This is a genomic window from Kosakonia sp. SOY2 (genome assembly GCF_027109175.1).
In the GTDB taxonomy this organism is placed as follows: Bacteria; Pseudomonadota; Gammaproteobacteria; order Enterobacterales; family Enterobacteriaceae; genus Kosakonia.
The window spans coordinates 2,222,209-2,248,348 of record NZ_JAPVXH010000001.1 but is presented as its reverse complement, the minus strand read 5'-3'; the positions used below and the strand labels follow the sequence as shown (position 1 = coordinate 2,248,348).

Below are 26,140 nucleotides of genomic sequence, written 5' to 3'. Positions count from 1 at the left end.
AAGGCATAGTTGTCTATGCCTTTACATTCTAAAGATAATTTATTGCAATATTTAATTACAGCTATTTCTGGAAGAATAAAAAAAGCTTAACCCAACCGTGGATACCCACCCGCAATTTCACTGCCGGTAAACTGCGCGATCCACCCCTCTGGATTATCAAAAATCCGGATGGCGGTGAAGTTCGGCTCTGAGCCCATATCAAACCAGTGCGGGGTTCCGGCGGGGACGGAAATCAGGTCGTTTTTCTCGCACAGCACCTGGTAAACGTCGCTGCCGATGTGCAAGCAAAACAAGCCCGCGCCTTCCACAAAGAAGCGCACTTCATCTTCGCCATGAGTGTGTTCATTGAGAAACTTGGCGCGCATCGCCTCTTTCTGCGGGTTATCGGCGCGCAGGCTGATCACATCCCAGCTCTGATAACCTTTCTCGGCCACCAGTTTGTCGATGGCGTGCTGGTAAGCGGTGATCACCGTTTCCGGTATCGGGTTTGCGCCGAGATCGCGGTCGGCCTGCCAGCGTTCAAAACGCACACCTTTGGCGTTCAGTTTTTGCTGGATCTCTGTGGCGTCGGTGCTGTGCCACACCGGCGTGCTGGCATCGGTATCGGTGTAAATCGTCAGTGCGCTCATGAAGGGATCTGCTCCGGCTTAATGTTGCTGAAAGAGGGAACCTGGTAATGATGGCTGGCTGCGTCATCATCGCCGCGAATCAGTTGCGTGGTGCGAAAACCTGCCGCTTCGGCGGCGTCCAGCTCCTGATGAATATCGGAGAGGAACAAAATGGACGCGGGCGGCAGCCCAATCTGCGCAGCAATATTGCGGTACGACTGCACATCGCGTTTCGCGCCAACCAGCGTGTCGAAATACCCGCTGAACAGAGGAGTAATATCACCTTCGTCGCTGTAGCCAAATAACAGTTTTTGCGCCGCCACCGAGCCCGAAGAATATACATACAGATCAATACCCTGCGCTTTCCATTTCTCAAGCTGGGGCAACACGTCCGGGTAAAGGTGGCCTTTGAAATCGCCGTTCACATAACCGTCGCGCCAGATGATGCCCTGCAACGCTTTCAGCGCCGTTGATTTGCGATCTTCATCCATAAAAGCAAACAGCACGTCAATCAGTTCGGCGGTACTGGCTTGTGGTTGATCGATCTCTTCCCGCAGGTTATCCAGGATCGTACTCACTGGCTCGTTGTACTGCTCGGCTGTGACAAACGCCGCCAGGCGTTCGCGGGCGTAAGGGAACAGGACGTTGTGCACAAAGCGGATATCACTGGTGGTGCCTTCAATATCAGTAACGATAGCGCGGATCATGGTCTCTCCAGCAGGCGACGCTGCATTTCGCATTCAAATAAAAACTCCAGCCCTTCCAGGTGGCGGCGGGCTTCGGCGACATCGCGCCCCCAGCAGGTTAGCCCGTGGCCACGCAGCAGAAAACCATAGCGCAGCGGATGGGTCTGCGCATAGTCGGCGATGCGAGCCGCCAGCGCGTCGATATCCTGGTCGTTGTCGAAAATGGCCACAGGCACGGTGTCCAGGTGCGTGGTCTGGCCGCTCAGGGATTTTTGCATCTCAAAACCGTTCAGCAGCAGGGCAGGGGATTTCTCTACCCGAGACAGCACCGTCGCGTTCACGGTGTGGACGTGCAGCACTGCGTTGGCCTGCGGGTAGAGGCGGTAAATCAAGGTGTGCAGGCCAGTTTCCGCCGAGGGTTTACGGCCGGAAGGAGCATGGTTATCGGCAATCGACACCTGCAAAAAATCCGCCGTGGTCAGGCTGCCTTTGTCTTTGCCGGATTCGCTCAGCCAGCACCAGTCGGCGTCCTGGCGCACGGACATATTCCCGCCGGTAGCGGGTGCCCAGCCTTTTGCGCCTATCCAGTGGCAGGCGGCAACGAGTTGTTGGAGTTGCAGGTTGTCTGTCATCACCCTTCCTTATAAGGAATATTGTTATCGTATAGACGTCTAAGCGTCTTGATTGCCAAATACTAGCATCGTGTTATAGTGGCGGCAACACGCGTATCACAGGCAGGCAGCAAATAATGAGCAATAATGCACTGATTCCACAAAGTAAACTTCCCGCGCTTGGCACCACCATCTTTACGCAAATGAGCGCCCTGGCGCAGCAGCACCAGGCGATTAATCTGTCGCAAGGCTTCCCGGATTTCGACGGCCCACGCTATTTGCAGGAGCGGCTGGCGTTTCATGTGGCGCAGGGGGCGAATCAGTACGCGCCGATGACCGGTGTGCAGGCGCTGCGTGAAGCGATTGCCGATAAAACGGCCGCGCTGTACGGGCATAAACCGGATGTGAATACCGATATCACCGTCACCGCCGGGGCGACCGAAGCGTTGTACGCGGCGATTACTGCGCTGGTGCGCCAGGGCGATGAGGTGATCTGCTTTGATCCGAGCTATGACAGTTACGCGCCAGCGGTCGAGCTTTCCGGCGGGGTGCTGAAACGCATTGCGCTGCAACCGCCGCATTTTCGCGTCGACTGGCAGCAGTTTGCGGGGCTGCTCAGCGATCGCACGCGGCTGGTGATTTTGAACACGCCGCACAATCCGTCGGCGACGGTGTGGCAAAAGGCGGATTTCGCTGCGTTGTGGCAGGCGATTGCCGAACACGAAATTTATGTGCTGAGCGATGAAGTCTACGAGCACATCTGTTTTGCCGAAGAGGGACATGCCAGCGTGCTGGCGCATCCGCAATTGCGCGAGCGGGCGGTGGCGGTATCGTCATTTGGCAAAACCTACCATATGACGGGCTGGAAAGTGGGCTACTGCGTGGCGCCTGCCGCCATCAGCGCGGAGCTGCGCAAGGTACATCAGTATCTGACGTTCTCGGTGAATACTCCGGCGCAACTGGCGCTGGCGGATATGCTGCGCGCCGAGCCGGAACATTATCGTGAGCTACCGGAGTTTTACCGCGCGCGGCGCGATGTGCTGGTCAATGCACTCAGCCGCAGCAAGCTGGAGATTTTGCCGTGCGAAGGCACCTACTTCCTGCTGGCGGATTACAGTGCGATTTCCGATCTGGACGATGTGAGTTTCTGCCAGTGGCTGACCAAAGAAGTTGGCGTGGCGGCGATCCCGCTGTCGGTGTTCTGCGCCGATCCTTTCCCGCACAAACTGATTCGTCTGTGCTTCGCGAAGCAGGAATCGACGCTGCTGGCGGCGGCAGAGCGCCTGTGTAAGCTGTAACAGGTTAACGGCGGTGCTGCCTGCGCCGCCGTGACTGCTTTTATTTCTCGCCCATAATCGTGTTCAGTTTTTCCGCGTCCGGCAAACCGACTTCCTGCTGCAACACATTGTCTTCATTCATGTAGTAAATGGCAGGCGTGGCGTTCGCGCCAAGGTCATCCATGATTTTCTGGTTGATGTTGAGCTTTTTCATCATTTCCGGCGGTACGCTTTTCGGTAACGTCAACGCCATTTTGCCGTTCGACTGCTCAAAGTCGTGCCAGCTTTTTGCCGGATCCTGCGCGCTCATAATCGCTGCTGCGGCTGCCGGGCTTTCCGGTTTGATCACGCCAACCAGTAGCGTGCGGATCTGCACTTTGCCGGACTCCACCCACGGGCGTGCCTGCTGCCAGAACTGTTTGCAGTACGGGCAATACGGGTCGGCAAAGGCGTACACCACGCGCGGTGCCTCTTTTTTGCCATCCAGCAGCCAGTCGGCTTTTTCCATCTGCTGCCACAGCGCACGGCCTGCCGGGGCGTAAATCTCTTTGGCGATCAGCTTTTCGCTCAGGTTGGTGCCTGCATCGTCGTACATGTAGCCGGAGATAGCGTGTTTGCCGTCCGGCGTGACATAAATGGTGACGCCCATTTCCTGATATTTACCGAGATAGCCTTTCATGCCGCCCGGCGCGTCGAAGGATTTAATGATGGTGATGCCTTGTTTTTCAATGGCTTTTACCGGCGCAGGCAGTTCTTCGGCGTGCAGAGTCAGCGGTAGCAGGGTCAGCATTAACAGGCGCTTGAGCATAAAAATCCTTATAAAAACAGTGGGAAAGAGCAAGGGTAGAGAAAACCTATCACAACCATCGGTAAGACCGCCGGGCAAGGCATTGTCCTCACGTGCCCGCAGTGGTGTAATCAACAACGCTTGATGACCAACAGGTTATGAGCGCAACGCAAAGCCAGCTTGCTGGCGCTGAAGTTACCCACGGGTATTTCAGGTATCGAGGCCACCCGTCGCGGTGGCCTTTTTACTTTTGGCAATTCAGCCGTTCACAAGGTTGCTCGTTGCGGGTTGTTAGCTAACACTTATTGATTTGATAAAGCAAACGCATTGGCTGAATCAATCGAAGTTCGTTAACTTACACCCCAACGAAAACACGGAGGAAGTATAGATGTCCTTAATTAATACCAAGATTAAACCTTTTAAAAACCAGGCGTTCAAAAACGGTGAGTTCATCGAAGTAACCGAGAAAGATACCGAAGGCCGCTGGAGCGTCTTCTTCTTCTACCCGGCTGACTTCACCTTCGTATGCCCGACTGAACTGGGCGACGTGGCTGACCACTACGAAGAGCTGCAGAAACTGGGCGTGGACGTTTACTCTGTTTCCACCGATACCCACTTCACCCACAAAGCGTGGCACAGCAGCTCCGAAACCATCGCGAAAATCAAATACGCGATGATCGGCGACCCGACTGGCGCCCTGACCCGTAACTTCGACAACATGCGTGAAGATGAAGGTCTGGCCGATCGCGCCACCTTCGTTGTTGACCCGCAGGGCATCATCCAGGCTATCGAAGTCACCGCTGAAGGCATCGGCCGCGACGCATCTGACCTGCTGCGTAAAATCAAAGCAGCACAGTACGTGGCTTCTCACCCAGGTGAAGTGTGCCCGGCGAAATGGAAAGAGGGTGAAGCGACGCTGGCTCCGTCCCTGGATCTGGTTGGTAAAATCTAAATTTCCTGTCGTCTTTCACGCCATAGCGGCGTTGGCGTCGCCTGCTCGCCCCGTTCACTTACTGGTGTAAGCTCCCGGGGACTCTCAGGCTAGCCGCCTTGCTCTGGCGCGAAATACTGGGGAAATTATCTGGCAAACGGGTACTTTTGGGTGCCCGTTTTATTCAGCACCATGATGCAAGTTGCATTGATGCAGCCTTAAACAATTCGGCTTGCATGATGATGTTTTAAGGGAGAACGTTATGCTCGACACTACTATGAAAACCCAACTCAAGGCCTACCTTGAGAAACTGACTAAACCTGTTGAGCTGATTGCTACGCTGGATGACAGCGCGAAATCGGCAGAAATCAAAGAGCTGCTGGGCGAAATCGCTGAACTGTCAGACAAGGTCTCCTTTAAAGAAGACAACAGCCTGGCGGTGCGTAAACCGTCGTTCCTGATCACTAACCCTGGCTCGCATAACGGCCCGCGTTTTGCCGGTTCGCCGCTGGGGCACGAATTTACTTCTCTGGTGCTGGCGTTGCTGTGGACCGGTGGTCATCCGTCAAAAGAGGCGCAGGCGCTGCTTGAGCAGATCCGCGATCTGGATGGCGATTTTGAGTTTGAAACCTACTATTCGCTCTCCTGCCATAACTGCCCGGACGTGGTGCAGGCGCTGAACCTGATGGCGGTGCTGAACCCGCGTATTAAACACACGGCGATTGATGGCGGTACGTTCCAGAACGAAATCACCGATCGTAACGTGATGGGGGTGCCGGCCGTGTTCGTTAACGGCCAGGAGTTCGGTCAGGGGCGTATGACGCTGAGCGAAATTGTCGCCAAAATTGATACCGGTGCGGAAAAACGCGCGGCGGAAGAGCTGAACAAGCGTGACGCTTACGACGTGCTGATTGTCGGTTCCGGCCCGGCGGGTGCGGCGGCGGCGGTTTACTCAGCGCGTAAAGGCATTCGTACCGGCCTGATGGGCGAGCGTTTCGGCGGCCAGGTACTGGATACTGTTGATATTGAAAACTACATTTCTGTGCCGAAAACAGAAGGCCAGAAACTGGCGGGCGCGCTGAAAGCGCACGTCTCGGATTACAACGTCGATGTAATTGATAGCCAGAGCGCCAGCAAATTGGTTCCGGCGGCGGTGGAAGGCGGTCTGCACCAGATTGAAACCGCGTCCGGCGCGGTACTGAAAGCGCGCAGCATTATCATTGCCACCGGCGCGAAATGGCGCAACATGAATGTGCCGGGCGAAGATCAATACCGCACCAAAGGGGTGACTTACTGCCCGCACTGCGACGGCCCGCTGTTTAAAGGCAAGCGCGTGGCGGTGATCGGCGGTGGTAACTCCGGTGTGGAAGCGGCGATCGATCTGGCGGGGATTGTCGAGCACGTAACACTGCTTGAATTCGCCCCGGAAATGAAAGCTGACCAGGTGTTGCAGGACAAAGTGCGCAGCCTGAAAAACGTCGACATTATTCTGAATGCGCAAACTACCGAAGTGAAAGGCGACGGCAGCAAAGTGACCGGTCTTGAGTACCGCGATCGTGTGAGCGGCGATGTTCACAGCGTGGCGCTGGCGGGGATTTTTGTGCAGATTGGTCTGCTGCCGAACACCACCTGGCTGGAAGGCGCGATTGAGCGCAACCGCATGGGCGAAATTATTATCGACGCGAAATGCGAAACCAGCGTGAAAGGCGTGTTTGCCGCCGGTGACTGCACCACGGTGCCGTACAAACAGATCATTATTGCCACGGGTGAAGGTGCCAAAGCCTCTCTGAGTTCCTTTGACTACCTTATCCGCACGAAAACTGCGTAAGCAAAAATAAGAAAGTAAACAATACCTGCAAATGTAAAGAGGCTACCTTTGGTAGCCTCTTTTTTTTACGCCAGAGCGTCTTTATCTGACCACCAGCACCGGAATGTGCGCGTGGCGCACGATATTCGCGGCGTTCGAGCCGAGCAGGTGAGTGGAGATGGACGGATTGCGCGAGGCAATCACCACCATATCAGCGTTCAACTCTTCGGCTAACTCATTGACCACATCGCGCACGTTCCCAGAACGGACATGAACATGAATGCGTGAAGAATCAATGTGAAAGTGCGTGATCATGGTACTAAGGCGTGTTTGCGCTTCCTGATGCAGATGCTCTTCGAAACGGCGTATATCAGCGGCGAAACGGTGCAGACTCAGGCTGGCGGAGGCGGGTAGTACATGCAAAAGATGGATAACGCCTTCACTCTGCGCGAGAAATTCAGCGTGACGCACGGCTTTGTCGCTTAACTCCATTTCGAAAACATCGACCGGCATAATGATTGTCTGATACATAAACGTTTCTCCCTGTAGATTATGTCCTTCTGATTGAATCATAAACGGGAGGAATATTTTGCTGCCTGGATGGCAAATCTGAAGAATAAACGGGCGGGAACGGAAAGAGGATGCGGGCGCATCCTCTGCATAACAACGCAGGGCGGGGCTTAGCGCATGAAATCGCCTGCGGCTTCGGGCTGGTACAGCAGTTCGAGCACTTCAAGGTCGGTGGTGGTGCCGCCCGGTAGTTCCCAGTGAATGGTATCGCCAACGCGCAAACCCAGTAGCGCTGCGCCGACAGGCGCAAGCACCGAAAGCTGGCTGGCGCTGTCGGTCACATTCGCCGGATAAACCAGCGTGCGCACGCGCTCTTCACCGCTTTTCAGCTCACGGAATTTTACCGTGCTGTTCATCGTCACCACATCATGTGGCATCGCTTCTGGCGCGCACATCTGGGCGCGATCCAACTCTTCATTTAGCGCATCCGCGACCGGCAGGTTAGCGTGAGCGGGCTGCTCAAGCAGACGGTCGAGGCGCTCGGCGTCTCGCTCATTAATGATAATGGCAGGTCTGGACATCTGGTACTCCATGTCAGGTGATTGATCCAAAGAAAAACCCTCGCCGACTGGCAGCGAGGGTTTGTCTAAAGGGGATAATACTGACACGGCAGCGCGCTGTGAAGTGATGCCGCGCACATTTGCCGGAATTATGATTTATCAGTAGCCCGCTTTATCAATCACGAAGCTGTTTCCGCAGTTGCCGGGGTGCGGTTGCGGCAGCAAAGAGGTGGCTGCGAGCGGTGCATTTATCGCCCCGGCTTTGATGGCGATCTGCATTTCCGTCAGCCACGCCGGGTTGCCGCTACAGGTCAGCTTCACCGCTTTCACACTTTGATCGCCGTAGGCTTTCGCGACGGCGGCGTTGAATGCGTCACGGGTGACGGTTTTCCCGTAGTTTTCCGCCAGAAACTGGCCGAGCGCGCTCTGTTTGATTTCTGTGTCCAGGCGTACCATCGCGCCGAAATAGTCGTCCGGATCGAAGCCAAAACAGACGCCGTGCTTGGCGTATTCATAACGCTCAAGGCAGGTGGTGCTGCCCGCGCCCGGCATCACGGCGTTGAGTTTATTAGCAACTTCCAGCGACAGGCCGGTTTCCGCCGCGGCGCATTTCTGGCTGGCTTTCGCCTCCGGCATGTTTGGAATCGGGCGTGTAGCGCAGCCGAAGCGCATCCAGCGGCGCTCGTCGACACCGCGCGCAGCGATGGATTTCGGCAGGCCAGGCCACAGGCCATGCACGGTCAGATAATCGGCTTTGTTGGCGGGTTCTTTTTGCGGTCGGCACTCATCGGGCTCATTGCGACCTTGTGCATGCAGGCTCTGGCAAAAACCGGTTTGCCAGGAGAGCGCCAGAACATAGCGGTCAAAGTCACCATACTGTGTGGGCTTGAGCGGTGCGGCATAAGCGACGGAGAACAGCGTTGCGGCAAGGCTTGCGCAGGTGAAGAATCCCTTTATAAACATATCGGTTCCTGATGGATGTATCCGGGTAATTGCCATGCGTTATTAAACCATAAAAAAAGCGCCGGGCAGGCGCTTTTTCATAAATGGCATTTATAAATTAATGTACTGCGACACCCGGGACTAATACTTCGGTGGCGATGATCACCACAATCAGACCGACGATCACTGGTACCGAAGTCCGTTTTACCACTTCAAACGGGGATATGTTCGCCATCCCCGCCACGGCAACTACCACGCCGGAAACCGGAGAGATGGTGCGACCAAGATTGGATGCCTGCAACATTGGAATCGACAGGTAAGCCGGGTTGATACCGGATTCGTGCGCCAGTTTCGGGATCATCTCGACAAAGGCGTAGAACGGCGCGTTACCGGAACCGGTGGTCATTGCCGCCAGCATGGTCAGCGTGACCAGCACCAGCATCAAAATAATGCTCGCTGAACCGAACGAGGTGGCAATCGAAATCAGGCTCTGAATAAAACCAATGGTGCTTAACCCCTGGGCGAAAACCCCGGCGGCGACCAGCAACATCACCACGCCAGCAAACGCGTCAGCCATACCGCGATAAGCCACTTCCAGCCCGGAAAAGACGTTTTGTGTATTGAAACCACGTAAAAATTCCAGCACTGCCGCCAGCAACATACAAATCACCAGAATGGTGATGATATGCAGTTCCGGGCCCCATTTGCCGTCGAAAATCAGCACGCCGATAATCGGCGTAAACGGCAGAATGGCGTAAAAGGTGGGCGCGTTGGTAGTGATGTCTTTCACATCCAGCATTTCGCTGACGATATGCTCTTTTTTATCCAGGTAGCGCTGCCAGAAAAAGTGGGCAATCGCCATGGCAATAATCGCTGCGATAGAGATGGGCAGGGTGGTTTTAAACGCGAAGTCGATAAGCGGCATCTCTGCGGCTTTCGCGGCCAACACTACGTCACCGGAGGTGGGCGAAAGAATGATTGCCGCCGGAGAAGCACAAATGGCTGCCGCCGCACCACGGCTGATACCGACGTTGACCATCACCGGGAACAACGTTGCCATCAACAGCACGCCAAGGCCGGTTGCGGAAGAGACCGCCAGCGACATCAGGCAAGCGACAAAATAGGCGGCAATCATCAGCAGGTAAGGCGAGTTGATAAAGCGCAGCGGCCGCGAAGCCAGCTTCACCACCATATCATTGGCGCCGATGTGGGTCATATAAGCGGCAAACCCGCACAGCATCATGATCATCATACCGAGATCGCCACCGCGACTCATCAGCAGGATTTTAATGTATTCGACAATATCGGTAGCGCTATAGCCAGTGCTGGTGGCGCTGCCTGGTAATATTTTGTGGCCCATCAGCGCGCTGACAATTAATAGCGCCAGACCGCCGACAAACAGCACGCCGGTGGCGGAGTAGCCTTTGATGATGTAGCGCGCCACGCCGACAATCACCACCACGCCTATCAGCAGTTCAATGAGTGTTAATAACATGTTGTTGGCCCCGGAGGTTGACCTGAATAAAAAGTAAGTAAAAAAACTGGCAACGCAATGTGCCGAATAATAGCCAGCGGGTAGATGATTAAAATCAACAAAGCGATGTGTTGAGCGAATAATCGCGTCAAATTGTTATCACCCCACTTAATTAATACTGCTTAAGCAATAATTGGGATTAATAGGAAATGATAAATTTGTTATTTAAAAGGTGCTGGTAAGTTAATGAATTTAACGGTTTCGGTTGCGCTTTATTTCCGGGCGTAAATTAGTTAAAAAACGCTTTAAAATTAAAAATAATGCTGCTTATACTCGCCGTTACTTTCCTTTCACCCATGGCGACGTTATGCACGCAGGCTGGCTATACCGATTGCGCTTTATTAAGCGGCATCTATTGATGCTGCTTTTGGCGTTTGGTTGGCTGCTGATTCAAAGCCAGGTGGCGCTCGCTTCCCATGACTGCAGTGTCAGCGTGCAGGGTGAACATGTGATGGTTCAGCATATGGACCATCGAATGATGATGTCGGACAGCGCGCCGCATATGGACATGATGAAAACGCCGCTGTGTGAAAAGCATTGTGTACCGGATCTGGCGCAAAAAGATACCGATAATGCTTCACTGATAGCGCTGCCCGTTTCGCTGACGCTGGTGGTCGCTGAACCTGTTTGTTCCCCCGTCGCGCATGACGGATGGTCGTTAACCCCTCCCGCGATAGGCCCGCCGGCAACGATTCGTTTTTGCCGGTTCCGTGAATAAAAACCTGTTAATCCATTGAATTTTATTAATTTCATTGTTTAACAGGAGTTTTATTATGCCTTCTTCTCTTCTTTGCATGCTCTCTGGCGTGCTGTTTTTCTCCCTTGCCGCTTACGCGGAAGATATGCCCGCAATGCACGATATGTCTTCGCATGGTGCCATGCACGCTCAAGCGCCGACCTATCAAAGCCAGGGCGTTATCAAGAAAATTACCCCCGATGCGATTTCTATTGCCCATCACGCTATTCCCGCGCTGAACTGGCCGCCAATGACCATGCAGTTTGCCCTGGCCAAAGGCAGCACGTTTGCACCGGTGAACGTGGGCGATAAGGTCGAGTTCAGCTTTGTTCAAAGCGAAAACGGCTACCAGCTCGTTTCATTAACGCCGCAACGCTAACCGGGGGCAACAATGAAACGTTACTCGCTGAGCCTGCGGCTCGGCGGGGTGTTGCTTGGACTGATGTGCTCCGCCGCGCAGGCGGAGTCACTGACGCTGACGCAAACCCTTGCCGCCGCTGAGCGCTATTCCGCCGAACTTTCCGCTAACCGCAACGAAGCGCAGGCGCTGGATGCGATGGCAGATTCTGCCCGCCAGTTACCCGACCCGAAGCTGAAATTCGGTATTGAAAACGTCCCGGTACAGGGCAACAACGATCGCCGTTTAACCCGCGAAGGGATGACGATGCAACGGATCGGTATCATGCAGCAGTATGTCAGCGCCGAAAAACGCGATCGTAAAGCCGATACGTTGTTAGCCGAAGCGCAAAGTGTTAGCGCCAAATCTGCCGTCGTACGCGCCAATTTACAGCGCGACACCGCCCAGGCGTGGCTCGACTTAGCGCTTTCACAACAGGCGTTGCAGACCGCGCGCAAACTGCTGGTAGAAACCGAACGCCAGCAGGGCGCGCAGCGCGCCAGCGTGGGAGCGGGCAATGCTGCACTAGACAGCGTGCTGGCTTTCCGGGTTGGCCTGAGTGCAATGCGCGACAAGCTCACGCTCGCCGAACGCGATGTGCACCTGGCGCAAACTCGCCTGACACAGTTGACTGGCGAGGATGTGAGTGCCGTTTCCGGCGAGCTTCCACGGTATCAACGTCTGCCCGCGGATGAAAAAACGCTGGAGCAGGGCATTGCGCAGCATCCGGACATTATCGCTGCGGCCAGTATGGCTAACAGCGCGAAAGCCCGTTCCGCCGAATCCGCCATTGCCGCCATTCCGGATGTCGAGGTGGAAGTGTGGTACGGACGCCGCGCCGAAGGGTATGAAGATATGGCCGGGGTGATGTTTACCGTCGATTTGCCGCTGTTCCAGTCGCACCGTCAGGATAAAGATCACGCCGCTGATGTTTCCCGCACTATGCAGGCTAACGACCAGTTGGCGCTGGCTGAGCGCGATCACGCCGCACAGCTGCATTCGCTCATTGCCGAATATAACGCCGCGCAAACGCTGTGGATGCGCCAGCGTGACGAGGTGCTGCCGCTGGTTCGTCAGCGGGCCACGTTACTGGCGGCGCAATACCGTTCGGGGCAATCGGATCTCTCCGGGTTACTGGAGGCCCGACGTAATGTGCTCGATAGCGAACTGGCCGCGAACCAGGCCGAGAAAGAGATGGCGCAGAAATGGGCCGCAATCCGCTGGCTGATCCCGCAGGAGTTAAGGTAATGAAAAAAACGATTTTAGCCGTCGTGATTGCGGCTTGCCTGGCGGCGGGCGTAGGGTATTTCGCCGGTCGCCAGCACAGTGCGCCTGCGGCTTCAGGCGAGCAAACAACACAACGAAAAGTGCTCTACTGGTACGATCCGATGGTGCCGGATCAGCGTTTTGACAAGCCCGGTAAATCCCCGTTTATGGATATGCCGCTGGTGCCGCGTTATGCCGATGAAACACCTGCCAGCGGTGGCGTCAGCGTCAGTGCGCAGCAGCAGCAAAACCTGGGGATGACGACGGCGAAGGTGGAAAAACGCGCGCTTGCTGACGCGTTTTCCGCCTTTGCCACGGTAACCACCGATGAGCGCAGCATTCAGAGCGTGCCGTCTCCTGCGGCGGGCGTGGTGGAAAAACTGTTTGTCCGCGCGCCGCAACAGTGGGTGAAGAAAGGCGAAGCGCTGGCGCAACTGTGGATCCCGCAATGGACAACGGCGCAGCAGGAGTATCTGGCGGTGCGCCAGTTGGGCGATGGCGAACTGACACGCGCCGCCCGTGAGCGGCTGGCGTTGCAGTTTATGCCGGATGCCATTATTCGCGCGGTTGAGCGTAGCGGGAAACCGCAAACCCGGCTCACGCTGCGCGCCGATCGCGATGGCTATGTGGTGAAACTTGATTCCCGTGAAGGCGCGCAAGTTGCCGCTACGCAAGTTCTCTTTGAGCTGGCGAACCTTGATCCTGTCTGGCTGGTGGTCGATTACCCGCAAAGCCAGGCGCAGGCGCTTACTGCGGGTAGAGAAATTATTGCCACATCGGGTAGTTGGCCGGGTGAGCAGTTTCACGGCCGCGTCAGTGAGTTGTTGCCGCAGCTTGAAACCACCACCCGGACGCTGAAAGCGCGTATCGTGCTGGATAACCCACAGCAAAAACTTAAACCCGGCATGTTCCTGACCGTAACGCAGCCTGCATCGGCGCAACAGCCCGCGGTACTGGCTATTCCGGAAGAGGCACTGATTGAAACCGGTGCGGCAAGCCGCGTGTTACTGGCGACGGGTGACGGGCATTTCCAGGCCGTTAACGTCACCACCGGGCGTACGGCAGAGGGCTGGACCGAAGTGCTGTCCGGATTACAGGAGGGCGATAAGGTCGTGACCTCCGGCCAGTTCCTGATTGACTCAGAAGCGAGCTTGCGTAGCGCACTGCCGCACCAACAGGCGCCGCAAACTCCCGCGAAGAAAGTGCAAACCTACGACGCAACCGGTGTGGTGAAAGCAATTGATGCTGGTAGCATCACGCTGTCGCACCAGCCGATTCCGGCGCTGAACTGGGGAGCGATGACGATGGACTTCGTTCTTAAACAGCCTGAACCCGCCATCAAAGTGGGCGATAAGGTGATGTTCAGCTTTACGCTCGATGACGAGCAGGGTGCTGTCATTACTCATCTGATGCCCACGCAGGAGACGATGAAATGATTGCTGCCGTGATTCGTGCCTCGCTGCGTAACCGCTTGTTAATCCTGCTGGCCGCGCTGGTGCTCACCGGCTGGGGGATTTGGTCAATCCAGCGCGCGCCGCTGGATGCTCTGCCGGATCTCTCCGATGTACAGGTGATTATTCGTGCCAGCTATCCGGGTAAAGCGCCGCAACTTATTGAAGATCAAGTGACTTATCCGTTGACTACCGCCATGCTTTCCGTGCCGGGGGCGAAAACGGTGCGCGGCTATTCGATGTTTGGCGATGCCTATGTCTATGTGCTGTTTGATGATGATACCGATCTCTACTGGGCGCGTTCTCGTGTGCTGGAGAACTTAAGTCAAATCCAGTCTTCATTGCCTGCGGGCGTGAACGTTGGGTTAGGGCCGGATGCGACCGGTGTGGGCTGGATTTATGAGTACGCGCTGGTGGATCGCAGCGGTAAACATAATCTGGCGGATTTACGCGCGTTGCAGGACTGGACGCTGAAATTTGAACTTAAAACCGTGCCGAACGTTGCGGAAGTGGCAAGTGTTGGCGGTATGGTTCGGCAATATCAGGTTGTGCCGGATCCCGCGAAAATGCGGGCGCTGAATATTACCCATGAACAGATCGTCAGCGCTGTGCAGGCGGCGAACCAGGAGAGTGGCGGTGCGCTGCTGGAGATGGGCGAAGCCGAATTTATGGTGCGTACCACCGGTTACCTGCGGCAACTGGCAGATTTTCGCCAGATAGTGATCGCCAGCCGGGATGGTGTACCGGTGATGCTTTCAGATGTAGCGACGGTGCGCCTGGGGCCTGAGCTACGCCGCGGCGTGGCGGAATATAATGGCGAAGGTGAAGTCGCGGGCGGCATTATCGTTATGCGTTATGGCAAAAACGCGCTCGATACCATTCATGCGGTGAAAGCGAAACTCAGCGAGGTGCAAAAAACGCTGCCCGACGGTGTGGCGATCGTACCGGTTTATGATCGCTCGACGCTGATTGAGAGCGCGGTTGAAACGCTGACGCATAAATTAATTGAGGAATTTATCGTTGTTGCGCTGGTTTGCACGCTGTTCCTGTTCCATTTCCGTTCGGCATTAGTGGCAATTGTGTCACTGCCGCTGGGGATCCTCGGCGCGTTTATCGTCATGCATTACCAGGGCATCAACGCCAATATCATGTCGCTGGGCGGGATTGCGATTGCTATCGGTGCGATGGTGGATGCGGCCATTGTGATGATTGAGAATATGCACAAGGTGATGGAGCAGTGGCGGCACGATAACCCTGATCGACAGCCGACCGGAGCGGATTACTGGCATTTTTCAGAACAGGCTGCAGTCGAAGTGGGGCCGGCGTTATTTTGCAGCCTGCTGATCATTACCCTGTCGTTTATTCCTGTGTTTTCACTCGAAGCGCAGGAAGGGCGTATGTTCTCGCCGCTGGCATTCACCAAGAGCTGGGCGATGGCAGTAGCGGCCGGGCTTGGTATCACGCTGGTTCCGGTGCTGATGGGCTTGTTTATTCGCGGCAAGATCCCTGATGAGAAAGCCAACCCCATTAACCGTTTCCTGATTCGCCTGTATGAGCCACTGCTGGATAAAGTGCTGGCGTGGCCGAAAGCGACACTGGCGGTGGCGTTGTTGCTGTTGCTGGCAACGTTATGGCCGTTGAGTCGGCTGGGCAGTGAGTTTATGCCGCCGCTCAACGAAGGCGATTTACTGTATATGCCGTCGACGTTACCGGGGATCTCTGCGCGGGAAGCCGGGCGTTTATTGCAGCAGACTGACCGGCTGATTAAAAGCGTGCCGGAAGTGGCGAGCGTGTTTGGTAAAGCAGGCCGAGCAGAGAGCGCGACCGATCCTGCCCCATTAACCATGCTGGAAACCACTATTCGCTTTAAACCACGCGACCAGTGGCGGCCAGGCATGACGCCGGAAAAACTGGTGGAAGAACTGGATAAAACCGTCAGGGTGCCGGGCATTGCCAATGTCTGGGTGCCGCCTATCCGTAACCGCCTGGATATGCTGGCAACCGGGATCAAAAGCCCGGTGGGGATTAAGGTGAACGGAAATAATATTGCTGATATTGAACGTGTGGCGCAGCAAATCGAGCAGGTGGTGAAAACAGTGCCAGGCGTAACATCGGCACTGGCCGAGCGTCTGGCGGGGGGGCGCTACGTCGATATCAACATTAACCGGCAGCAGGCTGCGCGTTATGGTGTGTCGGTAAAAGAGTTGCAATCGCTGGTCTCTACGCTGGTTGGTGGGGAAAATATTGGCGAAGTGCTGCAGGGGCGGGAGCGATATCCTGTCAATGTACGTTACCCGCGAGAAATACGGGATAACGTCGATGATTTGCGTAAATTGCCGGTGATCACCGAAAATGGCAGCCAGATCGCGTTAGGTGAACTGGCGGATATCGTGGTGAAAGAGGGGCCGCCCATGCTGAAAAGCGAGAACGCGCGCCTCTCAAACTGGATCTACGTTGACCTGCGCGGTCGCGATTTGAAATCGGCAGTGGACGAGATGCAGCAGCGTGTAGCGCAGCAGGTGAAACTGCCGCAGGGGGTCACGCTCTCGTGGTCCGGACAGTTTGAATATCTGGAACGCGCCACGGCAAAATTGAAAATCGTTTTGCCGGTAACGCTAATGATTATCTTCGTCCTGCTATTTATTACCTTTAAGCGTATATCTGATGCCCTGTTAATAATGGGGACATTACCATTCTCGTTGATTGGCGGTGTCTGGTTATTGTGGCTGCTGGGATATAATTTATCCGTTGCGGGGGCGGTCGGTTTTATTGCTCTGGCCGGCGTGGCGGCAGAGTTCGGCGTTATTATGGTGCTCTATCTTAATCACGCGCTTAAGAAATATCGCACACGTGAACCGGAGGGGGGAAATAAGGTACTGCTACAGGCAATCCATGAAGGTGCGGTACTCCGCGTGCGGCCAAAGGTAATGACGGTTGCGACGATAATGGCGGGGCTGCTTCCCATTATGTGGGGCGGTGGCAGCGGTTCGGAGGTGATGAGCCGTATCGCTGCGCCGATGATTGGCGGCATGATAACGGCACCTTTGCTGTCGATGTTGGTTATCCCGGCAGTTTATTTCTTACTGCATCGCAAACGTTAGTCGCTTTTTTGCGCCCCTGTGATGGGGCGCATTGAACGATATTCTGTGTTTAGTGACGTAATACTGCGATTATTCCGTAGGTTTTTTCAGAATTAATCCGATCTTGTTAAGGAACCATTCAGATAACATGCCCAAGAATATACGTTGTTGCATAACATGGAATAAATACGGTGTCTGTAAATAAGAAGTTTTTAGCTATTATTTTGTCTTTATTTTGCCAGTTTTCGGTGGTTACCACAGCGCTTGCTGCAGAGAATTCCTGGTTCTCGAGTTTTACTGACAATGTGAAGCAAACCTGGCAGCAGCCAGAGCATTATGATCTCTATGTTCCTGCTATCACCTGGCATGCGCGTTTCGCCTATGACAAGGAGAAAACGGACCGCTATAACGAACGTCCATGGGGCGCGGGTTTTGGTCAGTCACGCTGGGACGAAAAAGGGAACTGGCACGGCCTCTATCTGATGGCATTTAAAGATTCATTTAACAAATGGGAGCCGATTGGCGGCTACGGATGGGAGAAAACATGGCGTCCGCTGGCAGATGATAACTTCCGTCTGGGATTGGGTTATACGGCCGGGTTTACCGCGCGTGATAACTGGAAGTACATTCCCATTCCGGTACTGTTGCCGCTGGCATCTATCGGTTATGGCCCGGCGACCTTCCAGATGACCTACATTCCGGGCACCTATAACAACGGGAACGTTTACTTTGCCTGGATGCGCTTTCAGTTTTAGCTGCAAACGAGGTGTTAACGCGATGTACAAATTTTAATCATCGCCTAAAACGCGGAATAAACTCACTTTTGCAAAAAAGTTAGCGACATTTATCACTTTTTCACGAATAACGACTGGACAAAAGTCGTCACAATTGTTGTACTGATACCCGACACAGCATTTGTGTCGATTTTTCATGTAAAGGTAATTTTGATGTCTAAGATTAAAGGTAACGTTAAGTGGTTTAATGAATCCAAAGGATTCGGTTTCATTACTCCGGAAGATGGCAGCAAAGACGTGTTCGTACACTTCTCTGCAATCCAGAGCAATGGTTTCAAAACCCTGGCTGAAGGTCAGCGCGTTGAGTTTGAAATCACTAACGGTGCCAAAGGCCCATCTGCTGCGAACGTAATGCCTGTTTAATTCAGCTACGTACGTACAGTAAGAATTCCAAAACCCGCCGCAAGGCGGGTTTTTTTATCCTTTCAGTTTGCATTAACTGAGGAAAATAGCCAAAACGCCAGTGCCGTCATAGCAAACGAGCCCAGCAGGTTTACCGCCACGTTCAGCAGCGCCCAGTTAATTCGCCCCTCCTGTAACAAGAAAACCACTTCTGCGGAAAAGGTAGAAAAGGTAGTCAGACCGCCACAAAAACCGGTGGTTAACAGCACTTTCCAGACGGGATCGATGTGCGTCATCCGATTGAACCACGCTAACCCCATACCGATAATAAACGCGCCGAGCAGGTTGGCGGTGAGCGTCCCAACAGGGATCGCCTGATGTGCCGGATTAAGTTTCATGCTTAACATCCAGCGCGCAACGCTGCCGGTTCCACCGCCAATAAATACCGCTAAAAGAAGTTGTAACACCGTGAGATCCTGCTATTTGATTTGTTAGAGTGTTGAGTTTAGCGTCGCGGCTATTTTCTGGCTATCGCGACGAAGCGAGAGGACTAAAGATGATTGTTGCAGCCGGGCAATTTGCGGTCACGCCAGACTGGCGGACCAATGCGCAGACGTGTGTTGCGTTGATGGCACAGGCGGCAGCGCGTCAGGCGTCGCTGCTGGTGCTGCCAGAGGCATTACTGGCAAGAGATGATGCAGACCCTCACCTTTCTGTCAAATCGGCGCAGACGCTTGATGGCGGCTTTCTGAGCCTGTTGCGTACGGAGAGCCAGCGTAATGCGTTGACGACGGTGTTGACGGTGCATGTTCCGTCAACCGAGGGCAGGGCAGTTAATACGCTGGTGGTATTGCGCGGTGGAGAGGTGATCGCGCAGTATGCCAAGCTGCATTTGTATGACGCATTCAACATGCAGGAATCTGCGCGGGTGGACGCCGGGCGCGATATTCCGCCGTTGATTGAGGTGGAGGGCATGAAGGTCGGGTTGATGACGTGCTACGATCTGCGTTTCCCGGAGCTGGCTTTGTCGCTGGCGTTGCAGGGGGCAGAACTGCTGGTGTTGCCTGCCGCCTGGGTACGCGGTCCCCTCAAGGAGCAGCACTGGGCGACGCTGCTTTCGGCAAGGGCGCTGGACACAACATGTTATATTGTCGCGGCAGGCGAATGCGGCAATAAAAATATCGGGCAGAGCCGGGTCGTTGATCCGCAGGGCGTGACGGTTGCGGCGGCGGCGCAAGCGCCACAGCTTATTTTCGCCGAGGTCTCGCCGGAACGTGTGGTGCAGACGCGCGAGGTACTGCCGGTGTTACGTAATCGCCGTTTCGCTGCACCGCATTTATTGTGATGTTTTTTTAAACAACACTTGATTCATCTCGTTACACATTGCTATTGTGTGCGCGCGTCGAATGACCGTTAATGAAGTCCGGTTATAATGGCGTTTTATGCAGCCTGTTTTACGAAAGAAGGTATCTATGGGTGAGATTAGTATTACCAAACTGCTGGTTGTGGCCGCACTGGTTGTTCTGCTGTTTGGAACCAAAAAATTGCGTACGCTCGGCGGTGACCTGGGCGCAGCCATCAAAGGCTTTAAAAAAGCCATGAATGATGATGATGCAGCGAAAAAAGCTGACGAAGTCACAGCAGAAAAACTCTCTCACAAAGAGTAACAGCGGCTTTGACAGGCGAAAAAAAACCGGCGCAGAAGCCGGTTTTTTTGTCTGCAGTGTAAGCAAGTATTACTTTACTTCCACGCCTTTTGCCTGCAGATCGGCATGGTAAGAGGAACGAACGAACGGGCCACACGCCGCATGGGTAAAGCCCATCGCCAGTGCTTCCTCTTTCATTTCGTCAAACTCATCCGGGCTGACATAGCGCTGTACCGGCAGGTGATGGCGGCTTGGCTGTAAATATTGGCCCAGCGTCAGCATCGTCACGCCGTGACGGCGCAGATCGCGCATAACCTCAATGATCTCTGCGTTGGTTTCACCTAAGCCAACCATCAGACCGGATTTTGTGGGGATTTCCGGATGCGCTTCTTTAAAACGCTCCAGAAGTTTCAGCGACCAGTTATAATCCGCGCCCGGGCGAACCTGGCGGTAAATACGCGGCACGTTCTCCAGATTGTGGTTAAAGACATCCGGCGGCGTGGCGGTGAGTATATCCAGCGCACGATCCATGCGGCCACGGAAATCCGGCACCAGCGTTTCGATTTTGATCGATGGGCTTTTTTCGCGGATGGCGGTAATGCAATCAGCAAAATGCTGAGCACCGCCATCACGCAAATCGTCACGGTCTACAGAGGTGATAACCACATAACGCAGCACCATATCAGCAATGGTCTGCGCCAGTTTTTGCGGTTCGTTGGCATCCGGTGCCACAGGACGTCCGTGTGCCACATCGCAGAATGGGCAACGGCGCGTGCAGATAGCACCAAGGATCATAAAGGTTGCCGTACCGTGGTTGAAACACTCAGCAAGGTTCGGGCAGGAAGCCTCTTCGCACACAGAGTGCAGCCCGTTTTTGCGCATGGCTGCTTTAATACCCTGGATACGGGAGGAGTCGGCCGGGAGTTTGATTTTCATCCATTCCGGTTTTCTTAACAGGGCTTCGCGCTCTGTCGCCACATTTTTAACCGGGATAAGCGCCATTTTATCGGCATCGCGGTACTTAACACCGCGTTCCATCACAATGGGTTTACTCATAGCGTGCGTGTTCCAGTTGCGGATAACGAAGTAAGCATTTCAATTCAAATGAATGTTGTATTTATCAACTATTTTTGAATTAACTTGCGTGCAGTATACCATTGATGGGGGATAGAAAGCAGCCTGACAACGGGGCAATTTGTAAAATAGTTGTTGTTTTGTGCCAAATGCCCAATAAGGGTTAGCGCTTTCGCCTGGCACGGACGGGCGTTAAAAAGCCCGTCGTATAACGTTAATAACGCTTTCCAGCACCGGGTCACGCAGGCTCAACTTATTGTAAAAAAGCGAGATTTCAAGGTGCTCGTTACTGATTGGCGGGTAATCAATTTCAACCAGCGGCCAACAGCCACTGAATAACGTAAACAGCCGCGCCGGCATTAATCCCAGCATATCGCTGTTGCCGATCAGTGCCGCAATCGTAAACATATTGTAACTGCTGAAGCTTACCTGACGCTCAGGGAAAAGATCCTGTACACGCTGGCGCAGCCCGCTAAGATTTTGCCCTTCCAGCATGAGCAGCGTGTGTTCGTACTGCTGTAAAACCGCTTCATTAATCGGCCCATTTAAACAAGGGTGCCCTTTGCGGCAAACCAGCATGACACGGTCGCTATAGAGGACGTGATGATTAATGGTACGAGAGCCCGCAATATGCGTATCAATAATTAAATCGGTTTGAAACTGGCAGAGCTGGCTTTCCGCATCGTTAACAGGAATATTACGCATCATCAGATGCGGCGAACTCTCTTTTATTGCCTGGAAGATAACAGGTATAACTAATGCACCAATCGATGGTGGCGTGCCGATGGTAATCGTACGTTGTTTGTCATAGCTGCCGGTCAGATCTAATGCGCCAAGAATAGACTCCAGTCCCTGGCTGATATATTCGTGCAGATGGGAAGCATAAGCCGTAGGCGTCACGCCCTGACCTTTACGAATGAAAAGCGGATCGGGAAATATTGCGCGTAATTTTTGAATGGACTGGCTAATTGCGGAAGGCGTTAAATTGAGCACTTTCGCCGCGTTGACTATCCCTTTGTGCACATATACTGCCTCAAAAATAGTCAGTAAATTGAGATCAATATTGCGCAGCGTTCTGAAGACTTGCGGCTTATCATCGTCGGGGCGCACGGTTATTCGCTTTTCCTGCAGGTTATTATTATCCACGCTTGTGCTCCGTATTCATTCAAAATCTGAATGATAGTTGAATTTATTTTTTTTGTTGATTATTAACTTGAGTAAACATCCTGTCTCTCGTCATCATGACGTAGTTTTTCATCGCGAGGCCAGACAATACACTAAAAAAAGATTGGACTGGAGCGTGTATACAAAGCCTGGCAACGTGCTTTAATGCTAATTTTCCCGACAAAGCAGGCAGGTTGAAAATAGAGAATATGGCTTCTATTGTAAAGCGCTAACAGGCCAAATAAATAACTACCCGCACAAAATGCGGGCTTCTATACATGATATATTAAGCGCTCATATATTGATGCGGTGGATTGTTTAGTAGCGCTAAAAATTGCTGGATAAGAATCGTCCTTAATTTATCCATATCGCTATTTTCCACCAGTTGGCTGACCTGGGTCATTTCCATACCGGCGTAACCGCAAGGATTGATGCGCATAAACGGCGCCAAATCCATATCGATATTCAGCGCCAGGCCATGGAATGAGCACCCTTTACGGATCCGCAGACCCAGGGAACAAATTTTCTTGCCTTGCACATATACACCCGGTGCGTCAGCTCGCGCCTGTGCGTTAATCCCGAGTGTGGCCAGCGTATTGATAACCGTATTTTCCAGCAATGTGACAAGTTCGCGCACGCCTACTTTGCGCCGCTTCAGATTAATTAATACATACATCACCTGCTGGCCTGGTCCATGGTAGGTTACCTGGCCGCCGCGATCGCTCTGGATCACAGGAATATCCCCCGGGGCGAGCACATGTTCGGCTTTGCCGGCCTGACCTTGCGTAAAGACGGGATGGTGTTCTACCAGCCAGATTTCATCCGGCGTCGTCTCGTCGCGAGCATCAGTAAATTCATGCATTGCCCGAGAAATCGGATCATAAGGCTGCAAACCAAGATTGCGGATAAGAATGGTGTCCTGAGACAAAACGGCATCCCCGGGGGAGAAAAAGAGTGGGGGAAGTATATCACAGCGAAAACGTTACCCGAATGGCTCCGGGTAACGTGATGAACAATTACAGCACCATACGAACAATTTCGATATTGCCGAGTTCTTCGTACAGCGTCTCAACTTGCTCAATATGCGTAGCGTTAATGGTGATGGATACCGAGTGGTAATTGCCTTTGCTGCTCGGTTTTACCTGCGGAGAGTAATCACCTGGCGCATGGCGCTGTACCACTTCAACCACCAGATCAACCAGCTCTGGTTTCGCCAGACCCATCACTTTGTAAGTAAAAGGAGTCGGGAATTCAAGCAGTTCTTTAAGATTGGTTTTCATGTCAGCTCCGGCGTTAAAAATAAGAACTCCTGCCGCAAGGGCAGGAGTTTTTCTGAGATACTAAGTATATGGGGACGGAAATCACACTTTCAAGTGTTCAATTTTTAGCCAAACCAGTGATGGAACATCAATTTAATATAATCAATGATTTTGCCGAAGAAATTACCTTCCGGGATCTCCTGCAGCACCACCAGCGGGCGCTGTTCGATGGTTTTGCCATCCAGCTGGAAGTTAATAGAGCCAACCACCTGATTTTTCTGCAGCGGTGCGTGCAGCTCGCTGGTGTTCAGCACATAGCTGGCTTTCAGATCTTTCATACGGCCGCGCGGAATGGTCAGGTACACGTCTTTATCAACACCCAGCGAAGCACGATCGCTGTCGCCAAACCATGCAGGCTCTGAAGCAAACTCTTTACCGGCTTTAATTGGGCTTACAGTTTCAAAGAAACGGAAGCCCCAGGTCAGCAGCTTCTTGCTTTCGGTTTCACGGCCTTTAAACGTGCGACCACCCATCACAGCAGATATCAGGCGCATCTGGCCTTCGGTCGCTGACGCCACCAGGTTATAACCCGCTTTATCGGTGTGACCGGTTTTAATCCCGTCAACATTCAGGCTGTTATCCCACAGCAGGCCATTACGGTTGGTCTGACGAATGCCGTTAAAGGTGAACTCTTTCTCTTTATAAATGGAGTATTCGTTCGGCACATCGCGGATCAGCGCCTGACCAATCAGCGCCATGTCACGCGCGGAGCTGTACTGACCATCAGCATCCAGGCCATGTACGGTCTGGAAGTGACTGTTTTGCAGGCCCAGTGCTTTAACATAGTTATTCATCAGGCCGACAAACGCGTCCTGGCTGCCCGCCACATAATCGGCCATCGCCACGCAGGCATCGTTACCGGATTGCAGGTTGATACCACGGATCAACTGGGAAACCGGCACTTGCATACCAGGTTTCAGGAACATCAGGGAAGAGCCACGGAACACCGGGTTGCCGGTTGCCCAGGCGTCGTTACCAATCGTGACCAGATCGCTGTCTTTAAATTTGCCCGCTTTCATGGCCTGGCCAATGACATAGCTGGTCATCATTTTGGTCAGACTTGCCGGATCGCGGCGCGCATCGGCGTTTTGCTCAGCCAGCACTTTGCCGGAGTTATAGTCGATCAGGATATAGGATTCCGCGTCAATCTGCGGAACGCCCGGGATCATGGTCTTAATATTCAGGTCATCGGCATGCGCAGCGGAAAGAGAGGCTGCAGTCAGCGCCGTGGTGAGCGCCAGGCGCTGCATAAAACGAACGGAAAAAGTGGTCTTCATGGTCGAACAACGACATCCGTGATGGAGTTAAAAAAAGTGCCTTACTATAGCAAAAGCTATACATGCAGGCATCTGACTTTCAGCATGACTTTGTTAATGTTGCTGACATAAGTTGACAAAGTCAGACACCTTCGCAAGTTTACTGGGCATTCGTGACAAATGACTGCAATTGCGCCTCGTTTTGCAGACGTTGCTGCAATGCGCTGGCGTCCGCTTTGTTGCTGAACGGCCCTAACTGTACGCGCCAGACAGCACCGTTTTGCGTGACGCGGCCAGGAACCGCAAACTGCTGCGCCAGGCGCTGCTGATATTGCTGAGCACGGGTCTGATCGCTGACGGCTCCCACCTGCACCATATAACCGCCACTGATTGCCGCCGCAGCGCTGCTGGCAGGCGCGGCCGTATGTACGTTGCCCTGTACCGAACCCGGTGCTGTCACGGGCGAAGTGCGCGTCGGTGTGTACGTTTGCGCAGCTGGAGCAGTCTGCGCGGTCGGTGTAACGGTTGGCGTCACAGATGTTGTTGCAGGTTGCGCTGCTGTCGCGGTGGAAGTATTAGCGCTTCCTTCCAGTACGCCAGAGGCGAGTGGGGTCGGCGCGCCCAGGAAGCCACCGCTACGTACCGGCGCAGCAGTGGTGTCGTCGCTTTTCAGCGTATCATTGCTGATCGCGTGTACGTTGCCCTGCGGTTCTTCAGGCTGCGGAGCCGAAGAGACACTGCCGAGACCGCCGCCAAGATCGGGACGCGCTGGCAAGGCGTAGGTTTGCTGTGCAACTTTCGTACATGCCATACCCGGGCCGGAAAGGGAACCATCCTGCGCAACGATAATCGGATCGATACGCACTTTGGTGTTATTGGAGGTGTTCAGTCGATCCGCTGCCGCGCGTGACAGGGAAATTACGCGATCGTTACCGTAGGGCCCGCGATCGTTAATACGCACCACGATCATGCGACCATTCGCCAGGTTAGTGATACGCGCATAGCTCGGAATAGGCAGCGTCGGATGCGCTGCGGTAAGCTGCATCGGATCGAACGCTTCGCCGGAGGCGGTCAAATTACTGCCGGGTTCGGCATCGTAAATCGCCGCAAAACCCGCCTGGCTAAAGTTCGCCGGATTCTGCACGATTTTGTAGCGCTTACCGTCGCGTTCATAATCCTGATTCGCCGTGGCGACAGGCGCTTCGTAATGAGGCTCCGCACCGCTAATTTCAACGACAGGGCCATTACACACCGCAGGTTGCGGCGCTACGGTCGTCTGCTGCTGACCATCATCGTTCGAACATGCCGCCAGTAATCCTGCTGCTATGCAGATCCCAAGCCATTGCTTACGCATTGCCCACC

General features: G+C 53.9%; 27 protein-coding genes. 12 read left to right on the top strand and 15 right to left on the bottom strand.

Annotation, left to right across the window (positions count from 1 at the left end; translation table 11 throughout):
• Positions 1–86: 86 nt before the first annotated feature.
• The 3 genes from O3S68_RS10705 to O3S68_RS10695 are packed head-to-tail and all read right to left on the bottom strand — an operon-like array spanning position 87 to position 1,926.
• Positions 87–629: a 1,2-dihydroxy-3-keto-5-methylthiopentene dioxygenase gene (locus tag O3S68_RS10705; protein WP_269231457.1), complete on the bottom strand. Its 543-nt coding sequence runs from the start codon at positions 627–629 to the stop codon at positions 87–89.
• On the bottom strand, positions 626–1,315 hold the full coding sequence (gene mtnC, locus O3S68_RS10700) for an acireductone synthase (protein ID WP_269231456.1): 690 nt from the start codon (positions 1,313–1,315) through the stop codon (positions 626–628). The genes O3S68_RS10705 and mtnC overlap by 4 nt, the downstream gene beginning before the upstream one ends.
• Entirely contained in the window at positions 1,312–1,926 is a 615-nt protein-coding gene (locus O3S68_RS10695; RefSeq protein WP_045508930.1) for a methylthioribulose 1-phosphate dehydratase, read from the bottom strand. The genes mtnC and O3S68_RS10695 overlap by 4 nt, the downstream gene beginning before the upstream one ends.
• 116 nt (positions 1,927–2,042) lie before the next feature.
• Between O3S68_RS10695 and O3S68_RS10690 the strand changes: the two genes are divergently transcribed.
• Complete coding sequence (locus tag O3S68_RS10690) at positions 2,043–3,203, top strand: pyridoxal phosphate-dependent aminotransferase (protein WP_269231455.1); 1,161 nt, start codon at positions 2,043–2,045, stop codon at positions 3,201–3,203.
• A 40-nt stretch (positions 3,204–3,243) separates the two neighbouring features.
• On the opposite strand, the gene dsbG is transcribed toward O3S68_RS10690, so the two are convergent.
• Positions 3,244–3,990, bottom strand: a complete 747-nt coding sequence (gene dsbG, locus O3S68_RS10685) for a thiol:disulfide interchange protein DsbG (protein ID WP_269231454.1) — start codon at positions 3,988–3,990, stop codon at positions 3,244–3,246.
• Positions 3,991–4,357: 367 nt separating this feature from the next.
• Between dsbG and ahpC the strand changes: the two genes are divergently transcribed.
• Both ahpC and ahpF read left to right on the top strand, forming a co-directional pair.
• Complete coding sequence (gene ahpC, locus O3S68_RS10680) at positions 4,358–4,921, top strand: alkyl hydroperoxide reductase subunit C (protein ID WP_002894394.1); 564 nt, start codon at positions 4,358–4,360, stop codon at positions 4,919–4,921.
• A 241-nt stretch (positions 4,922–5,162) separates the two neighbouring features.
• Entirely contained in the window at positions 5,163–6,728 is a 1,566-nt protein-coding gene (ahpF, locus tag O3S68_RS10675) for an alkyl hydroperoxide reductase subunit F (RefSeq protein WP_045508936.1), read from the top strand.
• Between the two features lie 81 nt (positions 6,729–6,809).
• Here ahpF and uspG read toward each other — a convergent pair whose 3' ends face one another.
• From uspG to dcuC, 4 genes are all read right to left on the bottom strand, one after another.
• A complete protein-coding gene (gene uspG / locus O3S68_RS10670) occupies positions 6,810–7,238 on the bottom strand; it encodes a universal stress protein UspG (RefSeq protein WP_017455865.1) in 429 nt (142 codons plus the stop codon).
• 149 nt (positions 7,239–7,387) lie between these two features.
• Positions 7,388–7,798 (bottom strand): nucleoside diphosphate kinase regulator, encoded by a 411-nt coding sequence (gene rnk, locus O3S68_RS10665; RefSeq protein WP_017455866.1) that lies wholly within the window; start codon positions 7,796–7,798, stop codon positions 7,388–7,390.
• A 138-nt stretch (positions 7,799–7,936) separates the two neighbouring features.
• The gene (gene rna, locus O3S68_RS10660) at positions 7,937–8,740 is read right to left on the bottom strand and encodes a ribonuclease I (RefSeq protein ID WP_020456992.1); all 804 of its coding nucleotides are present in this window, start codon (positions 8,738–8,740) and stop codon (positions 7,937–7,939) included.
• Positions 8,741–8,837: 97 nt separating this feature from the next.
• Entirely contained in the window at positions 8,838–10,214 is a 1,377-nt protein-coding gene (gene dcuC, locus O3S68_RS10655; protein ID WP_097400594.1) for an anaerobic C4-dicarboxylate transporter DcuC, read from the bottom strand.
• Between the two features lie 346 nt (positions 10,215–10,560).
• Here dcuC and O3S68_RS10650 point away from each other — a divergent pair, with 346 nt between their 5' ends.
• The 7 genes from O3S68_RS10650 to cspE all read left to right on the top strand — a co-directional run bounded on the left by O3S68_RS10650 (position 10,561) and on the right by cspE (position 18,340).
• Positions 10,561–10,971 (top strand): DUF2946 domain-containing protein, encoded by a 411-nt coding sequence (locus O3S68_RS10650; RefSeq protein ID WP_269231679.1) that lies wholly within the window; start codon positions 10,561–10,563, stop codon positions 10,969–10,971.
• 55 nt (positions 10,972–11,026) lie between these two features.
• The gene (locus O3S68_RS10645; protein ID WP_269231453.1) at positions 11,027–11,368 is read left to right on the top strand and encodes a copper-binding protein; all 342 of its coding nucleotides are present in this window, start codon (positions 11,027–11,029) and stop codon (positions 11,366–11,368) included.
• Between the two features lie 12 nt (positions 11,369–11,380).
• Positions 11,381–12,634, top strand: coding sequence for a TolC family protein (locus O3S68_RS10640; RefSeq protein ID WP_269231452.1), 1,254 nt, complete (start codon positions 11,381–11,383; stop codon positions 12,632–12,634).
• Positions 12,634–14,088 (top strand): efflux RND transporter periplasmic adaptor subunit, encoded by a 1,455-nt coding sequence (locus O3S68_RS10635; RefSeq protein WP_269231451.1) that lies wholly within the window; start codon positions 12,634–12,636, stop codon positions 14,086–14,088. Before O3S68_RS10640 ends, O3S68_RS10635 begins: the two co-directional genes overlap by 1 nt.
• The gene (locus O3S68_RS10630; protein WP_269231450.1) at positions 14,085–17,204 is read left to right on the top strand and encodes an efflux RND transporter permease subunit; all 3,120 of its coding nucleotides are present in this window, start codon (positions 14,085–14,087) and stop codon (positions 17,202–17,204) included. The genes O3S68_RS10635 and O3S68_RS10630 overlap by 4 nt, the downstream gene beginning before the upstream one ends.
• Positions 17,205–17,404: 200 nt before the next feature.
• A complete protein-coding gene (gene pagP, locus O3S68_RS10625; protein WP_442913138.1) occupies positions 17,405–17,938 on the top strand; it encodes a lipid IV(A) palmitoyltransferase PagP in 534 nt (177 codons plus the stop codon).
• 192 nt (positions 17,939–18,130) lie between these two features.
• Positions 18,131–18,340, top strand: coding sequence for a transcription antiterminator/RNA stability regulator CspE (cspE, locus tag O3S68_RS10620; protein WP_007373839.1), 210 nt, complete (start codon positions 18,131–18,133; stop codon positions 18,338–18,340).
• A gap of 62 nt (positions 18,341–18,402) precedes the next feature.
• Here cspE and crcB read toward each other — a convergent pair whose 3' ends face one another.
• Complete coding sequence (gene crcB, locus O3S68_RS10615) at positions 18,403–18,786, bottom strand: fluoride efflux transporter CrcB (RefSeq protein ID WP_017455875.1); 384 nt, start codon at positions 18,784–18,786, stop codon at positions 18,403–18,405.
• A gap of 89 nt (positions 18,787–18,875) precedes the next feature.
• On the opposite strand from crcB, the gene O3S68_RS10610 reads away from it, so the two are divergent.
• Both O3S68_RS10610 and tatE read left to right on the top strand, forming a co-directional pair.
• A complete protein-coding gene (locus O3S68_RS10610; protein ID WP_269231448.1) occupies positions 18,876–19,664 on the top strand; it encodes a deaminated glutathione amidase in 789 nt (262 codons plus the stop codon).
• A 127-nt stretch (positions 19,665–19,791) separates the two neighbouring features.
• The gene (gene tatE, locus O3S68_RS10605; RefSeq protein WP_017455877.1) at positions 19,792–19,986 is read left to right on the top strand and encodes a twin-arginine translocase subunit TatE; all 195 of its coding nucleotides are present in this window, start codon (positions 19,792–19,794) and stop codon (positions 19,984–19,986) included.
• Between the two features lie 69 nt (positions 19,987–20,055).
• Here tatE and lipA read toward each other — a convergent pair whose 3' ends face one another.
• The 6 genes from lipA to rlpA form a co-directional block, all read right to left on the bottom strand.
• A complete protein-coding gene (gene lipA, locus O3S68_RS10600; protein ID WP_269231447.1) occupies positions 20,056–21,021 on the bottom strand; it encodes a lipoyl synthase in 966 nt (321 codons plus the stop codon).
• A 210-nt stretch (positions 21,022–21,231) separates the two neighbouring features.
• Positions 21,232–22,185 carry a YbeF family transcriptional regulator gene (locus tag O3S68_RS10595; protein WP_269231446.1) on the bottom strand — a complete coding sequence of 318 codons (954 nt, stop codon included), beginning with the start codon at positions 22,183–22,185 and terminating at the stop codon, positions 21,232–21,234.
• 304 nt (positions 22,186–22,489) lie between these two features.
• Complete coding sequence (lipB, locus tag O3S68_RS10590; protein WP_017455880.1) at positions 22,490–23,131, bottom strand: lipoyl(octanoyl) transferase LipB; 642 nt, start codon at positions 23,129–23,131, stop codon at positions 22,490–22,492.
• Positions 23,132–23,219: 88 nt separating this feature from the next.
• A complete protein-coding gene (gene ybeD, locus O3S68_RS10585; protein ID WP_017455881.1) occupies positions 23,220–23,483 on the bottom strand; it encodes a DUF493 family protein YbeD in 264 nt (87 codons plus the stop codon).
• Between the two features lie 104 nt (positions 23,484–23,587).
• Entirely contained in the window at positions 23,588–24,799 is a 1,212-nt protein-coding gene (gene dacA, locus O3S68_RS10580) for a D-alanyl-D-alanine carboxypeptidase DacA (RefSeq protein ID WP_020457003.1), read from the bottom strand.
• Between the two features lie 139 nt (positions 24,800–24,938).
• Complete coding sequence (rlpA, locus tag O3S68_RS10575) at positions 24,939–26,132, bottom strand: endolytic peptidoglycan transglycosylase RlpA (protein WP_269231445.1); 1,194 nt, start codon at positions 26,130–26,132, stop codon at positions 24,939–24,941.
• Between the last annotated feature and the right edge of the window lie 8 nt (positions 26,133–26,140).